At 54.5% G+C, this 13,657-nt stretch carries 16 protein-coding genes and 1 other annotated feature; of the genes, 14 read left to right on the top strand and 2 right to left on the bottom strand.

Going from position 1 to position 13,657, the window contains the following annotated elements:
• The first annotated feature begins 97 nt into the window (after window positions 1-97).
• A complete protein-coding gene (locus tag ABLU67_RS22060; RefSeq protein WP_004851800.1) occupies window positions 98-331 on the top strand; it encodes a hypothetical protein in 234 nt (77 codons plus the stop codon).
• Window positions 332-351: 20 nt separating this feature from the next.
• On the opposite strand, the gene ABLU67_RS22065 is transcribed toward ABLU67_RS22060, so the two are convergent.
• Window positions 352-564 (bottom strand): hypothetical protein, encoded by a 213-nt coding sequence (locus ABLU67_RS22065; protein ID WP_185220222.1) that lies wholly within the window; start codon window positions 562-564, stop codon window positions 352-354.
• Between the two features lie 216 nt (window positions 565-780).
• On the opposite strand from ABLU67_RS22065, the gene thrS reads away from it, so the two are divergent.
• The 9 genes from thrS (at window position 781) to btuC (ending at window position 9,131) form a co-directional block, all read left to right on the top strand.
• Complete coding sequence (thrS, locus tag ABLU67_RS22070; protein ID WP_004102966.1) at window positions 781-2,709, top strand: threonine--tRNA ligase; 1,929 nt, start codon at window positions 781-783, stop codon at window positions 2,707-2,709.
• Window positions 2,710-2,712: 3 nt separating this feature from the next.
• A complete protein-coding gene (gene infC, locus ABLU67_RS22075) occupies window positions 2,713-3,255 on the top strand; it encodes a translation initiation factor IF-3 (protein ID WP_052746887.1) in 543 nt (180 codons plus the stop codon).
• Window positions 3,256-3,351: 96 nt separating this feature from the next.
• Complete coding sequence (rpmI, locus tag ABLU67_RS22080) at window positions 3,352-3,549, top strand: 50S ribosomal protein L35 (protein ID WP_001124225.1); 198 nt, start codon at window positions 3,352-3,354, stop codon at window positions 3,547-3,549.
• Window positions 3,550-3,599: 50 nt separating this feature from the next.
• Complete coding sequence (gene rplT, locus ABLU67_RS22085; RefSeq protein ID WP_004102963.1) at window positions 3,600-3,956, top strand: 50S ribosomal protein L20; 357 nt, start codon at window positions 3,600-3,602, stop codon at window positions 3,954-3,956.
• 118 nt (window positions 3,957-4,074) lie between these two features.
• Window positions 4,075-4,200 (top strand) — a sequence feature (Phe leader region).
• Window positions 4,080-4,124 (top strand): pheST operon leader peptide PheM, encoded by a 45-nt coding sequence (pheM, locus tag ABLU67_RS22090; protein ID WP_001386830.1) that lies wholly within the window; start codon window positions 4,080-4,082, stop codon window positions 4,122-4,124. Its footprint overlaps the feature before it by 45 nt.
• Before the next feature lie 153 nt (window positions 4,201-4,353).
• Window positions 4,354-5,337 carry a phenylalanine--tRNA ligase subunit alpha gene (gene pheS, locus ABLU67_RS22095; RefSeq protein WP_004851795.1) on the top strand — a complete coding sequence of 328 codons (984 nt, stop codon included), beginning with the start codon at window positions 4,354-4,356 and terminating at the stop codon, window positions 5,335-5,337.
• 15 nt (window positions 5,338-5,352) lie between these two features.
• Window positions 5,353-7,740, top strand: a complete 2,388-nt coding sequence (gene pheT, locus ABLU67_RS22100; protein ID WP_046877616.1) for a phenylalanine--tRNA ligase subunit beta — start codon at window positions 5,353-5,355, stop codon at window positions 7,738-7,740.
• Window positions 7,741-7,744: 4 nt separating this feature from the next.
• The gene (gene ihfA, locus ABLU67_RS22105; RefSeq protein ID WP_004851790.1) at window positions 7,745-8,044 is read left to right on the top strand and encodes an integration host factor subunit alpha; all 300 of its coding nucleotides are present in this window, start codon (window positions 7,745-7,747) and stop codon (window positions 8,042-8,044) included.
• 100 nt (window positions 8,045-8,144) lie between these two features.
• On the top strand, window positions 8,145-9,131 hold the full coding sequence (gene btuC, locus ABLU67_RS22110; RefSeq protein ID WP_009653750.1) for a vitamin B12 ABC transporter permease BtuC: 987 nt from the start codon (window positions 8,145-8,147) through the stop codon (window positions 9,129-9,131).
• A gap of 26 nt (window positions 9,132-9,157) precedes the next feature.
• Here btuC and ABLU67_RS22115 read toward each other — a convergent pair whose 3' ends face one another.
• The gene (locus tag ABLU67_RS22115) at window positions 9,158-9,958 is read right to left on the bottom strand and encodes a MetQ/NlpA family lipoprotein (RefSeq protein ID WP_014229729.1); all 801 of its coding nucleotides are present in this window, start codon (window positions 9,956-9,958) and stop codon (window positions 9,158-9,160) included.
• Window positions 9,959-10,182: 224 nt separating this feature from the next.
• On the opposite strand from ABLU67_RS22115, the gene ABLU67_RS22120 reads away from it, so the two are divergent.
• The 4 genes from ABLU67_RS22120 to selO all read left to right on the top strand — a co-directional run bounded on the left by ABLU67_RS22120 (window position 10,183) and on the right by selO (window position 13,633).
• Window positions 10,183-10,734: a glutathione peroxidase gene (locus ABLU67_RS22120; protein ID WP_025108225.1), complete on the top strand. Its 552-nt coding sequence runs from the start codon at window positions 10,183-10,185 to the stop codon at window positions 10,732-10,734.
• Window positions 10,734-11,483: a vitamin B12 ABC transporter ATP-binding protein BtuD gene (gene btuD / locus ABLU67_RS22125; protein WP_014229727.1), complete on the top strand. Its 750-nt coding sequence runs from the start codon at window positions 10,734-10,736 to the stop codon at window positions 11,481-11,483. Before ABLU67_RS22120 ends, btuD begins: the two co-directional genes overlap by 1 nt.
• Window positions 11,484-11,564: 81 nt before the next feature.
• The gene (locus ABLU67_RS22130; protein ID WP_004134084.1) at window positions 11,565-12,029 is read left to right on the top strand and encodes an NlpC/P60 family protein; all 465 of its coding nucleotides are present in this window, start codon (window positions 11,565-11,567) and stop codon (window positions 12,027-12,029) included.
• 161 nt (window positions 12,030-12,190) lie between these two features.
• Window positions 12,191-13,633 (top strand): protein adenylyltransferase SelO, encoded by a 1,443-nt coding sequence (gene selO / locus ABLU67_RS22135; RefSeq protein WP_143444424.1) that lies wholly within the window; start codon window positions 12,191-12,193, stop codon window positions 13,631-13,633.
• Window positions 13,634-13,657 lie beyond the last annotated feature (24 nt).

A 13,657-nucleotide genomic window follows, 5' to 3' on the forward strand; every position in this document is an offset into this window, starting at 1 on the left:
GGTCGGACAAAAATGTGATCTGGATCTATACTGTTGCACACAGGCGGCGATAACGACGCCGTTCTATTTATCTGAAACAAATAAGAGAATGACTATCATGAGAAATAGCAAAATCGCACTCGCGGCCGTGATGCTGTGCACGCTGTCTTTTGGCGCATTTGCCGCCGCTCCCGCACCGCAGCCGGGTAATAACGAGCATACCCAAGTTGGTATCGCCAAAGCTACCGATGTCGAAGCAGGCTCCAACATAGCGCCAGGCTCACAGTCTACCGGGCAGTCAATGAATGATGCTTTTGATGTTCATAAACTTGTCGCCGGCGAATGGTCCTGATATTTCATTGTACTTGAACATCATCCTTTAATTATTTCGTGAAGCAGCAAACCGGGTAATGCCGTACCGGTTTTGCTTTCCGTACTTTGTGTTAAACATGCATAATTGATGTGAAAGCATAAATATTCTTTATGCGTCATATCGTCCTGCCGCGCTCTTTTGCCGCACGGTTCCGCAGCAATTACGCTGTGTTTGTTGCGCCGCGACCTTTTTTTTCCATCAACAATAACCATTTAGTCTCATGTGACTTTTATCACGCACTAATGATGTGTAAACTAACCGTCGGTGTTATCAACAGGCGGCTGCAGGTGGGTACGCGTCGGTGAACGAGCGTGCACATATTTTCGCAGAGTGAAGCGGGAACTGGGCCTGAACGTGTTGATAATTATGATTATATTGTTTTGTATGTGCTCTTTCGTGTGGGGCACCACTGCAAATAAGGACATGAAATGCCTGTAATTACGCTTCCTGATGGCAGCCAACGCCATTTTGATCACGCTGTGAGCCCGATGGACGTCGCTCTGGATATTGGCCCTGGTCTGGCGAAAGCCACCATCGCCGGCCGCGTCAACGGCGAGCTGGTTGACGCCTGCGACTTAATTGAAAACGACGCGACGCTCTCTATCATCACCGCGAAAGATGAAGATGGACTTGAGATTATTCGTCACTCCTGTGCGCACCTTTTGGGGCACGCGATTAAACAGCTGTGGCCAAATACCAAGATGGCGATCGGCCCGGTTGTCGACAACGGTTTCTACTATGATGTCGATCTGGACCATACCCTGACCCAGGAAGATATCGACGCGCTCGAAAAACGTATGCACGAGCTCGCCGAGAAAAACTACGACGTCATTAAGAAGAAAGTCAGCTGGCACGAAGCGCGTGAAACCTTCGTGAAGCGCGGCGAGAGCTATAAAGTCTCCATTCTTGATGAAAACATTGCGCATGATGACAAACCCGGTTTGTATCATCATGAAGAGTATGTCGACATGTGCCGTGGGCCGCACGTGCCGAATATGCGTTTCTGTCATCATTTCAAACTGATGAAGACCGCTGGCGCCTACTGGCGCGGCGATAGCAACAATAAAATGCTGCAGCGCATCTACGGAACCGCATGGGCAGATAAAAAAGCCTTAAATGCCTATCTGCAGCGTCTGGAAGAAGCCGCTAAGCGCGATCACCGTAAAATCGGTAAGCAGCTCGACCTGTATCATATGCAGGAAGAGGCGCCGGGCATGGTGTTCTGGCATAACGACGGCTGGACTATCTTCCGCGAACTGGAAACTTTTGTGCGTTCTAAGCTGAAAGAGTACCAGTATCAGGAAGTTAAAGGCCCGTTTATGATGGACCGCGTGCTGTGGGAAAAAACCGGCCACTGGGACAACTATAAAGATGCGATGTTCACCACCTCTTCCGAGAACCGTGAATACTGCATCAAGCCGATGAACTGCCCGGGCCACGTGCAGATCTTCAACCAGGGGCTGAAATCCTACCGCGATCTGCCGCTGCGTATGGCTGAATTCGGTAGCTGCCATCGTAATGAGCCGTCAGGCGCGCTGCATGGCCTGATGCGCGTACGTGGCTTTACTCAGGACGACGCCCATATCTTCTGTACTGAAGATCAGGTTCGCGATGAAGTGAACGCCTGTATTCGCATGGTCTACGATATGTACAGCACCTTTGGCTTCGAGAAAATCGTCGTCAAGCTGTCGACTCGCCCGGAAAAACGCATCGGTAGCGATGAGACATGGGATCGTGCTGAAGCGGATCTGGCCGTGGCGCTGGAAGAGAACAACATCCCGTTTGAGTATCAACTGGGTGAAGGCGCGTTCTACGGTCCGAAAATTGAATTTACCCTGTATGACTGCCTCGATCGTGCATGGCAGTGCGGTACTGTACAGCTGGACTTCTCCCTGCCGCAGCGTTTAAGCGCCTCTTATGTGGGTGAAAATAACGAACGACAGGTACCGGTAATGATTCACCGCGCGATTCTTGGTTCGCTGGAGCGCTTTATTGGCATCCTGACCGAAGAGTTTGCGGGCTTCTTCCCGAGCTGGCTGGCGCCGGTGCAGGTTGTGGTCATGAATATTACTGATTCTCAGGCTGAATACGTTAACGAATTGACGCGTAAACTACAAAATGCGGGCATTCGCGTAAAAGCAGACTTGAGAAATGAGAAGATAGGCTTTAAAATCCGCGAGCACACTTTACGTCGTGTCCCTTACATGTTGGTCTGTGGCGACAAAGAGGTAGAAGCCGGCAAAGTTGCCGTGCGTACCCGTCGTGGCAAAGACTTGGGCAGCCTGGACGTAAATGAAGTTATCGAGAAGCTGCAACAAGAGATTCGCAGCCGCAGTCTAAAACAACTGGAGGAATAAGGTATTAAAGGCGGAAAACGAGTTCAAACGGCACGTCCGAATCGTATTAATGGCGAGATTCGCGCCCTGGAAGTTCGCTTAACTGGTCTGGAAGGCGAAGCTTTGGGTATTGTGAGTCTGAGAGAAGCGATCGAAAAAGCTGAAGAAGCTGGAGTAGATTTAGTTGAAATCAGCCCTAACGCCGAACCGCCAGTTTGTCGTATCATGGACTACGGCAAGTTCCTTTATGAAAAGAGCAAGTCTTCTAAGGAACAGAAGAAAAAGCAAAAAGTTATCCAGGTTAAGGAAATTAAGTTCCGTCCTGGCACCGACGATGGCGATTATCAGGTAAAACTCCGCAGCCTGATTCGCTTTCTGGAAGATGGCGATAAGGCCAAGATCACGCTGCGTTTTCGCGGCCGTGAGATGGCCCACCAACAGATCGGTATGGAAGTGCTTACCCGCGTCCGTGACGATCTGAGTGAACTGGCAGTAGTCGAATCCTTCCCAACGAAGATCGAAGGCCGCCAGATGATCATGGTGCTCGCTCCTAAGAAGAAACAGTAAGGCCTTCAAGTAGCAATGTCTGTGGAGCCTGCGGGTTCCGCAGCCGTTGTTCGCCTATGTTTCGTTTATTAACAATGCGAAGTGGAAGTTATTAAAATGCCAAAAATTAAGACCGTACGCGGTGCTGCTAAGCGCTTCAAAAAAACCGGTAAAGGTGGTTTTAAGCACAAGCACGCTAACCTGCGTCACATTCTGACCAAAAAAGCTACCAAGCGTAAACGTCACCTGCGTCCGAAAGCCATGGTTTCTAAAGGCGATCTGGGCCTGGTCATCGCGTGCCTGCCGTACGCATAAGTCGTTAACCCTTTTAACTTTTTAATTAGAATAGATACAGGAGAGCACATATGGCTCGCGTAAAACGTGGTGTAGTTGCCCGTGCACGTCACAAGAAAATTTTGAAACAAGCTAAAGGCTACTACGGTGCGCGTTCTCGCGTATACCGCGTTGCCTTCCAGGCTGTTATCAAAGCTGGTCAGTACGCTTATCGTGACCGTCGTCAGAAAAAGCGTCAGTTCCGTCAACTGTGGATTGCGCGTATCAACGCAGCAGCACGTCAGAACGGTATTTCTTACAGCAAATTCATCAATGGCCTGAAAAAAGCCTCTGTTGAAATCGACCGTAAGATCCTGGCTGACATCGCCGTATTCGACAAATTAGCGTTCACCGCGCTGGTCGAAAAAGCGAAAGCAGCTCTGGCATAAGCCAGTTGAAAGAGGGAGCTTGTCTCCCTCTTTTCGTTTCAAGACTATCAATACATTGACTTTTATCCGCGTAAGCTTTTCAATATCGATCTTACGTTTTTTACCAGACAAGGTAATGCAAGCATGAATGCTGCTATTTTCCGCTTCTTTTTTTACTTTAGCACCTGAACTCAGGAGGCTAGCGCGTGAAAGAAGAAACGGAAAACAGCGCCAAAAAGCCTCCCACTGTGGAGGCTTTTTTTGTATCTGAACTGGCTTGTTCTATTTCAAGCTCCAGACGTGTGGATTGACCGGGTCATTCGGTCAAATGGCGAATGATCCGCCGTCTGCGGCTCGAAATAGTGAAAGCAAAATAATAACCATAACCGGTGTCTGCACCGACATAATGAGGAAAACCATGTCACATCTCGCAGAGCTGGTTGCCAGTGCGAAGGCAGCCATTAACGAGGCATCAGATGTTGCTGCGCTGGACAATGTCCGCGTGGAATACCTGGGTAAAAAAGGGCTCCTGACCCTTCAGATGACGACCCTGCGTGAGCTGCCTGCTGAAGAGCGCCCGGCAGCCGGCGCGGTTATCAACGAAGCGAAAGAGCAGGTCCAGCAGGCGCTTAACGCGCGTAAGTCAGATCTTGAAAGCGCCGCTCTTAACGCACGCCTGGCCTCGGAGACCATCGATGTCTCTCTGCCGGGGCGTCGTATTGAGAACGGTGGCCTGCATCCGGTGACCCGTACCATCGATCGTATTGAAAGTTTCTTCGGTGAGCTCGGCTTTACCGTCGCGACTGGCCCGGAAATCGAAGATGACTACCATAACTTCGATGCGCTGAATATTCCTGGCCACCATCCGGCACGCGCTGACCACGACACTTTCTGGTTTGATGCCACGCGCCTGCTGCGTACGCAAACCTCAGGCGTGCAGATCCGCACCATGGCTAACCAGCAGCCGCCGATCCGCATTATTGCGCCAGGCCGCGTCTATCGTAACGACTACGATCAGACCCACACCCCAATGTTCCATCAGATGGAAGGCCTGATCGTTGATACCAACATCAGCTTTACCAACCTGAAGGGAACGCTGCACGATTTCCTGCGTAACTTCTTTGAAGAAGATCTGCAGATTCGTTTTCGTCCGTCCTATTTCCCGTTCACCGAGCCGTCGGCCGAAGTCGACGTTATGGGGAAAAACGGGAAATGGCTGGAAGTGCTCGGCTGCGGGATGGTGCATCCAAACGTACTGCGCAACGTGGGTATCGATCCGGAAATCTATTCCGGCTTTGCCTTCGGCATGGGTATGGAGCGTCTGACCATGCTGCGCTACGGCGTGACCGACTTACGCGCGTTCTTCGAAAACGATCTGCGTTTCCTCAAACAGTTTAAATAAGGGCAGGACAGAACAATGAAATTCAGTGAACTGTGGTTACGCGAGTGGGTTAACCCAGCTATCGATAGCGAAGCGCTGTCGGACCAGATAACGATGGCCGGCCTTGAGGTTGACGGCGTTGAGCCGGTTGCGGGCAGCTTCAACGGCGTTGTCGTTGGGGAAGTGGTTGAGTGCGCTCAGCACCCTAATGCTGACAAACTGCGCGTCACAAAAATTAACGTCGGCGGCGAACGCCTGCTGGATATCGTCTGCGGTGCGCCAAACTGCCGTCAGGGCCTGAAGGTTGCCGTTGCAACCATCGGTGCCGTACTGCCGGGCGATTTTAAAATTAAAGCGGCAAAGCTGCGCGGCGAGCCGTCGGAAGGCATGCTGTGCTCCTTCTCCGAACTGGGGATCTCCGACGATCACAGCGGTATTATTGAACTGCCCGCCGACGCGCCGCTGGGTACCGATATCCGCGAATACCTGAAGCTCGACGATAACACTATCGAAATCAGCGTCACGCCGAACCGTGCCGACTGCCTGGGTATTATCGGCATTGCCCGCGATGTCGCCGTGCTCAACAAGGCGCCATTGAATGTCCCGGAAATGGCCCCGGTGGCCGCGACCATCGACGACGTTCTGCCAATTCAGGTCGATGCGCCGGAAGCATGCCCGCGCTACCTGGGCCGTGTGGTAAAAGGCATTAATGTCAAAGCGCCGACGCCGTTATGGATGAAAGAGAAGCTGCGCCGCTGCGGCATTCGCTCCATCGATGCCGTGGTTGACGTGACCAACTACGTTCTGCTCGAGCTCGGTCAGCCGATGCACGCCTTCGATAAAGACCGCATTGAAGGCGGAATTATCGTGCGTATGGCGCATGAAGGCGAAACCCTGGTCCTGCTCGACGGCTCCGAGGCTAAGCTGGATACCGATACTCTGGTTATTGCTGACCACCAGAAAGCCCTGGCTATGGGCGGAATTTTCGGCGGCGAGCACTCCGGCGTAAACGATGAAACGCAAAACGTTCTGCTGGAATGCGCGTTCTTCAGCCCGCTGTCCATTACCGGCCGCGCCCGCCGTCATGGTCTGCATACCGATGCTTCCCACCGCTACGAGCGCGGCGTGGACTCCGCGCTGCAGTATCAGGCAATGGAGCGCGCAACCCGCCTGCTGATGGATATTTGCGGCGGTGAAGCGGGCCCGATTATTGACGTGACCAATGAAGCGACTCTGCCGAAGCCTGCGACCATCCGCCTTCGCCGCAGCAAACTGGATCGTCTGATTGGCCATCACATTGAAGATGAGCAGGTTAGCGACATTCTGCGTCGTCTGGGCTGTGAAGTTACCGAAGGCCAGGATGAGTGGCATGCCGTGGCGCCGAGCTGGCGTTTCGACATGGAGATCGAAGAAGACCTGGTCGAAGAGGTTGCCCGCGTCTATGGCTATAACAATATTCCTGACGAACCGGTGCAAGCGGGCCTGATCATGGGCAGCCACCGCGAAGCGGATCTGTCGCTTAAGCGCGTGAAAACGCTGCTCAACGACAAAGGCTATCAGGAAGTGATTACCTACAGCTTTGTTGACCCGAAAGTACAGCAGTGGATCCACGCCGGTGAAGAAGCGCTGATTCTGCCGAGCCCGATCTCCAGCGAAATGTCGGCGATGCGTCTGTCATTGTGGACTGGTCTGCTCGGGACTGTGGTCTACAACCAAAATCGCCAGCAGAGTCGCGTCCGCATCTTTGAGAGCGGCTTACGCTTTGTTCCCGATACGCAGGCCCCTCTGGGTATTCGCCAGGACGTGATGCTGGCTGGCGTCATCTGCGGTAACCGCTATGAAGAACACTGGAACCTGGCAAAAGAAACCGTCGATTTCTATGATTTAAAAGGCGATCTGGAGTCCGTTCTCGACCTCACGGGTAAACTGTCCGACATCGAATTCCGCATCGAAGCCAATAATGCGCTTCATCCGGGCCAGTCGGCGGCGATTTATCTGAAAGGTGAACGTATTGGTTTTATTGGGGTTGTTCATCCCGAGCTGGAACGTAAACTGGATCTGAACGGCCGCACGTTGGTGTTCGAGCTGGAGTGGAACAAGCTTGCAGACCGCGTGGTGCCTCAGGCGCGTGAAGTTTCTCGCTTCCCGGCGAACCGTCGCGACATCGCCGTCGTTGTGGCAGAAAACGTTCCCGCAGCCGATGTTTTAGCCGAGTGTAAGAAAGTTGGCGTAAATCAGGTAGTTGGCGTAAACTTATTTGACGTGTACCGCGGCAAGGGCGTAGCGGAAGGTTTCAAAAGCCTCGCTATCAGCCTTATCCTCCAGGATACCAGCCGTACACTCGAAGAAGAGGAGATTGCCGCTACCGTCGCCAAATGTGTAGAGGCATTGAAAGAGCGATTCCAGGCATCATTGAGGGATTGAACCTATGGCGCTTACAAAAGCTGAAATGTCAGAATATCTGTTTGATAAGCTTGGGCTTAGCAAGCGGGATGCCAAAGAGCTGGTAGAGTTGTTTTTCGAAGAAGTCCGTCGCGCTCTGGAAAACGGAGAGCAGGTAAAACTCTCCGGGTTCGGCAACTTCGATTTGCGAGATAAGAACCAACGCCCGGGCCGTAACCCGAAAACGGGAGAGGATATTCCTATTACAGCCCGGCGTGTGGTGACCTTCAGACCCGGACAGAAGTTAAAAAGCCGTGTCGAAAACGCTTCACCCAGAGAGAAATGATCTGGACTGACTAATCAAAAAGGCCGCTATGCGGCCTTTTTTCTTTTCCTGGCCGAATACCGTAAAATCAATCACATCCTTTTTCTCAACTCAGAAATCTATGCTGACCTTTGCTCAAACTCAACGGCGCCGCAACCGGCGCTGGCTTGCGGTATTAACGTTGCTGCTGCTGGTTACGTCGACCATCAGCCTGTGCGCGGGCGACCAGTGGATTGGCCCCGGTGAATGGTTTAGCGCCAAAGGCGAGCTGTTTATCTGGCAGATTCGTTTGCCGCGCACCCTGGCCGTCCTGCTGGTGGGCGCGGCGCTGGCGCTGTCCGGCGCGATTATGCAGGCGCTGTTTGAAAACCCGCTGGCGGAGCCCGGGCTGCTGGGGGTATCAAACGGCGCTGGGGTTGGCCTGATAGCCGCCGTGTTGCTGGGAAAAGGGCTGCTTCCGGGCTGGGCGCTGGGGCTGTGCGCCATCGCTGGCGCGCTGGTCATTACCTTTATTTTACTGCGTTTTGCCAGGCGGCATCTCTCGACCAGCCGCCTGCTGCTGGCGGGTGTGGCGCTCGGTATCATATGCAGCGCGCTGATGACCTGGGCGGTCTACTTCTCAACCTCTTTCGATCTCCGCCAGCTGATGTACTGGATGATGGGCGGCTTTGGCGGCGTGGACTGGCAGCAGCTGTGGCTGATGCTGGCCCTGCTGCCGGTGCTGGCCTGGGTGTGCCTGCAATCGCAGCCTCTTAATCTGTTAGCGCTGGGGGAGGTTTCCGCACGCCAGCTGGGGCTGCCGCTGTGGCTATGGCGTAAAGTGCTGGTGGTGGCGACCGGCTGGCTGGTGGGCGTCAGCGTGGCGCTGGCCGGCGCGATCGGCTTTATTGGTCTGGTTATCCCGCATATTCTGCGCTTATGTGGTTTAAGCGATCACCGCGCGCTGCTTCCGGCCTGTTTGTTAGCGGGGGCCAGCGCGCTGCTGGGCGCGGATATTATCGCGCGTCTGGCGCTTTCGGCGGCGGAATTGCCGATTGGCGTGGTCACCGCCACTCTGGGCGCGCCGGTGTTTATCTGGTTATTGCTGAAATCAGGCCGCCCGCAGTGAGGGGCGGCCGTAAGCGGTTGATAGTATTACCAGCCCTTAATCGCATCGCCTTTGTAGACTTCCGCTGCCTTGTCGGCAACCTGCTGAGTCTGGAAGGCCTCTTTCAGCTCCTGGACTTTTTTGCTGTCTTTATTATCTTCGCGCGCAACAATGGCGTTGACGTACGGCGAGTCCGGGCCTTCCATAAATAGCCCATCGCGGGCAGCCGAGAGACCGGCCTGAGCGGAGAAGTTGGTGTTGATGATCGACAGGGCGACGTTCGGGTCATCAAGCGTGCGGGTCAGCTGCGGCGTGTCGACTTCCACGATTTTCAGCTGCTTAGGATTATCGATAATGTCCAGCGTCGTCGGCAGGTAGCCTGTACCCTCTTTCAGCTTGATTAAACCTTGCGCCTGCAGCAGCAGCAGGCTGCGGCCCAGGGTTGTGGTTTCGTTAGAGATGGAAATCGTCGCGCCGTCAGGCAGTTCGCTGATATTTTTGATTTTCTTCGAGTAGGCGGCGATGGGGAAGACGAAGGTTTTACCAACAATGGCAAACTTATAGCCGCGCTCTTTTGATTGTGCCTCAAGGTAAGGCAGCGTCTGGAAGGCGTTAGCATCGACGTCTTTATTGTTCAGGGCTTCGTTCGGCAGAACGTAATCATTAAATGAGATTACCTCGACGTCGAGGTTGTATTTCTCTTTGGCCACCTGTTCTACGACTTTCCAGATAGCCTCATCCGGCCCGGTATTAATGGCGACTTTAATCTTATTATCTTCATCCGGCGAGCAGGCCGAAAGCAGCGTAACGGAGGCCGCGATTAACACCGCGCTAAACATCTTCTTCATCAATAAAACTCTCTTAAATTAACAATTAACGAAATGCTATTACATCCATCCACCACTGTACACTGAATTGCGCGCTCCCGGTGTTGAGATGAATTCATGTTGTGCTGCCTGTTACATCAAGAGACACTCCCGGGGGATTCAAAGTAGAATGACCCAGTCTGAATCCGCTACAGTAGATAGGGATCACCTGAAGCAGTTACCGGTATATTCACTGAGGGAAGGCTATGCAACACGATATTCTCAATACTGAAGTCACCACCATCGATGGTGAGAAAACAACGCTCACCCCGTGGGCAGGCAAAGTCCTGTTGATTGTCAACGTCGCGTCAAAATGCGGCCTGACGCCGCAGTATGAGCAGCTGGAAGCGCTGCAAAAAGATTTAGAAAGCGAAGGTTTTAGCGTACTGGGCTTTCCGTGCAACCAGTTTCTGGGTCAGGAGCCGGGTAGCGAAGAAGAGATTAAAACGTTCTGTAGCACGACTTACGGCGTGACTTTCCCGATGTTCAGCAAAATTGACGTCAACGGCGAACATCGCGCGCCTCTGTACCAGAAGCTGGTTGAGGCCGCCCCGCAGGCTATCGCCCCGGAAGGCAGCGGTTTTTATGAGCGCATGGCCAGCAAAGGCAGAGCGCCGCTGTACGTGGATGATATTCTGTGGAATTTTGAAAAATTCCTCATCGGCCGCGATGGTCAGGTCATCGGCCGTTTCTCACCGGATATGACGCCGGATGATCCGCAGCTGGTGGCCGCTATTAAAGGAGCTTTAGCCAAATAATGCCGTTTTTGATGCAGCTACAGGATGTAGAAGAGGCGGGGCGGCTGGCGCCGTTTTCAGCCGATATCCGGCCGGGAGAGATCGTTCATCTGGTGGGGCCAAACGGGGCGGGGAAAAGCACCTTGCTGGCGCGTATGGCGGGGCTCTCTACCGGCCCGGGCCAGGTAAAACTGAATGGACGCCCGCTGAATGACTGGCTGGCGCAGGAGCTGGCGCGTCATCGGGCCTATTTAAGCCAGCACCAGATGCCGCCTTTCGCCATGCCGGTCTGGCATTATCTGTCGCTGCATCTCCAGGACGACGCGCACAACGGGCTACTGACGACCATCGCGGAGAAGCTGGGCTTAGGCGACAAGCTTGGGCGCCAGGTGAATCACATCTCCGGCGGGGAGTGGCAGCGCGTGCGCCTGGCGGCGGTAATACTGCAGATTCATCGTCAGGCTAACGCGTCCGGACAGTTGCTATTGCTGGATGAACCGATGAACAGCCTGGACGTGGCGCAGCAGGCCGCGCTGGACCGACTGTTAAGCGAACTCTGCGCCTCGGGGATTGCCGTCGTGATGAGCAGCCACGACCTGAATCATACCCTCCGACACGCCCATCGCTCCTGGCTTATCTGCCGGGGGGAGACGATCGCCTGCGGCAGCACCGCCGAGGTATTAAGCGAAGAGAATTTAACCGCCGCCTATGCCATGGACTTCCAGCGGGTCGAGGTTGCGGGCCATCTTATGCTCGTTGCGTCACAGTAGCACGCAGTCAGCTTGCCAGCGAATTGATAAACAAGGTAAATTATCCTGCTATCAGGATAGGGAACAGAGGATTCGTCTGAGATGCGTTTTTGGCTCGTTTTGTGTGTTGCGTTATTTCTGGCGGGTTGTAGCAGCCATCGGGCGCCGCCGCCCAATCCACGGCTTGCTGATTCGATTACCGTTGTTGCTAACCTGAATGAGCAGCTAAGGAACTGGCGGGGAGCGCCGTATCGCTACGGCGGCATGTCGCCGCGCGGCGTTGATTGCTCCGGGTTTGTGCTGATGACCTTCCGCGATAAGTTCGCGTTGCAGCTGCCGCGCGAAACGCGTGAGCAGGCGGAGATCGGCACGAAAATCGATAAGAGCGAACTGCTGCCCGGCGATCTGGTCTTCTTCAAGACCGGTTCCGGAGAGAGCGGTCTGCACGTCGGTATTTACGACACGGATAACCAGTTTATCCACGCCTCCACCAGCCAGGGCGTGACGCGCTCGTCGCTGGATAATGTCTACTGGCATAAAAAATTCTGGCAGGCGCGAAGGATCTAGCCTCGATACGTCAAAGCGTAGCGTGGCGTTTTCTTGCCCGGCGGCGGTAACGCCTTACCGGGCAGCGCCACAACGCTCATCTTGTCTTTTATCGCAATAACCCATCCATTCCTCCGTGTTAATAATTTGTTGAAAGCACTACACTGAAGGCAGGAGGAACCATGACCCTGTCTTTTACTACCCACTGGCGTGATGAACTGCCGGATTTTTACACCTCTTTAACCCCTACGCCGCTGGAGAATGCGCGGCTTGTCTGGCACAACGCTCCGCTGGCGCGAACGCTGGGCGTTGACGCGTCGTTATTCAGCCCGCAGAAAGGCGCTGGCGTATGGGGCGGCGAAACGCTGCTGCCGGGAATGTCGCCGCTGGCGCAGGTTTACAGCGGCCACCAGTTCGGCGCCTGGGCCGGGCAGCTCGGCGACGGGCGCGGTATTCTGCTCGGCGAACAGCAGCTCGCTGATGGTCGTCGCTTTGACTGGCACCTTAAAGGCGCCGGGCTCACTCCCTATTCGCGAATGGGCGACGGGCGGGCGGTGCTGCGCTCGACGATCCGCGAGGCGCTGGCCTCGGAAGCGATGCATGCGTTGGGCATTCCCACCACCCGCGCGCTGGCGATAGTGGCCAGCGATACGCCGGTATACCGCGAAACCGTCGAGCGCGGGGCAATGCTGATGCGGCTGGCGGAAAGCCACGTTCGTTTCGGCCATTTTGAGCATTTTTACTACCGTCGCGAGCCTCTGAAAGTGCAGCAGCTGGCGGATTACGTGATTCGTCACCACTGGCCGCATCTGCAAAATGAAGCGGATAAGTACCTTCTGTGGTTCAGTGACGTTGTCACTCGAACCGCGGAGATGATTGCCTGCTGGCAAACGGTGGGCTTTGCCCACGGGGTGATGAATACCGACAATATGTCAATTCTCGGCCTGACGATGGACTACGGTCCGTACGGTTTCCTTGATGATTTCCAGCCTGGCTTTATCTGTAACCACTCCGATTATCAAGGGCGCTACAGCTTTGATAATCAGCCGGCGGTAGGGCTATGGAACCTGCAACGTCTGGCGCAGACGCTCTCGCCGTTTATCAGCGCTGAGGCGCTGAACGGCGCGCTGGATAGTTACCAGCAAGCCCTGCTGACGGCGTATGGCCGCCGCATGCGCGACAAGCTCGGATTGTTTACCCAGCAAAAAGGGGATAACGAACTGCTGGACGGCCTGTTTACGCTGATGGAACGCGAGGGCAGCGACTATACGCGGACCTTCCGGATGCTCAGCGCCAGCGAGCAGGAGAGCGCCGCCTCGCCGCTACGCGATGAGTTTATCGACCGCGAGACGTTCGATACCTGGTTTACCGCTTATCGCGCGCGCCTGCGTGATGAACAGGTTGACGATGCGCAACGGCAGGCGCGGATGCGCAGCGTGAACCCGGCGATCGTGCTGCGTAACTGGCTGGCTCAGCGGGCCATTGAACAGGCGGAGCAGGGGGATATGAGCGAGCTGGAGCGCCTGCATAGCGCACTCTCTCACCCCTTTGCCGATCGGACGGATGAGTATATTCAGCGTCCACCGGACTGGGGAAGGCGTCTGGAAGTAAGCTGTTCCAGCTAGCGATCGTTATCCCTGCCTTTATCG

The sequence above is a fragment of the Klebsiella sp. GN_Kp190 genome (genome assembly GCF_040061795.1).
In the GTDB taxonomy this organism is placed as follows: domain Bacteria; phylum Pseudomonadota; class Gammaproteobacteria; order Enterobacterales; family Enterobacteriaceae; genus Klebsiella; species Klebsiella michiganensis.

What these genes read in the sequence shown, in the direction of transcription:
- ABLU67_RS22060 (WP_004851800.1), top strand. Translation starts at nt 98, where the DNA reads ATGAGAAATAGCAAAATCGCACTCGCGGCCGTGATGCTGTGCACGCTG.
- ABLU67_RS22065 (WP_185220222.1), bottom strand. Translation starts at nt 564, where the DNA reads ATGGTTATTGTTGATGGAAAAAAAAGGTCGCGGCGCAACAAACACAGC.
- thrS (WP_004102966.1), top strand. Translation starts at nt 781, where the DNA reads ATGCCTGTAATTACGCTTCCTGATGGCAGCCAACGCCATTTTGATCAC.
- rpmI (WP_001124225.1), top strand. Translation starts at nt 3,352, where the DNA reads ATGCCAAAAATTAAGACCGTACGCGGTGCTGCTAAGCGCTTCAAAAAA.
- rplT (WP_004102963.1), top strand. Translation starts at nt 3,600, where the DNA reads ATGGCTCGCGTAAAACGTGGTGTAGTTGCCCGTGCACGTCACAAGAAA.
- pheS (WP_004851795.1), top strand. Translation starts at nt 4,354, where the DNA reads ATGTCACATCTCGCAGAGCTGGTTGCCAGTGCGAAGGCAGCCATTAAC.
- pheT (WP_046877616.1), top strand. Translation starts at nt 5,353, where the DNA reads ATGAAATTCAGTGAACTGTGGTTACGCGAGTGGGTTAACCCAGCTATC.
- ihfA (WP_004851790.1), top strand. Translation starts at nt 7,745, where the DNA reads ATGGCGCTTACAAAAGCTGAAATGTCAGAATATCTGTTTGATAAGCTT.
- btuC (WP_009653750.1), top strand. Translation starts at nt 8,145, where the DNA reads ATGCTGACCTTTGCTCAAACTCAACGGCGCCGCAACCGGCGCTGGCTT.
- ABLU67_RS22115 (WP_014229729.1), bottom strand. Translation starts at nt 9,958, where the DNA reads ATGAAGAAGATGTTTAGCGCGGTGTTAATCGCGGCCTCCGTTACGCTG.
- ABLU67_RS22120 (WP_025108225.1), top strand. Translation starts at nt 10,183, where the DNA reads ATGCAACACGATATTCTCAATACTGAAGTCACCACCATCGATGGTGAG.
- btuD (WP_014229727.1), top strand. Translation starts at nt 10,734, where the DNA reads ATGCCGTTTTTGATGCAGCTACAGGATGTAGAAGAGGCGGGGCGGCTG.
- ABLU67_RS22130 (WP_004134084.1), top strand. Translation starts at nt 11,565, where the DNA reads ATGCGTTTTTGGCTCGTTTTGTGTGTTGCGTTATTTCTGGCGGGTTGT.
- selO (WP_143444424.1), top strand. Translation starts at nt 12,191, where the DNA reads ATGACCCTGTCTTTTACTACCCACTGGCGTGATGAACTGCCGGATTTT.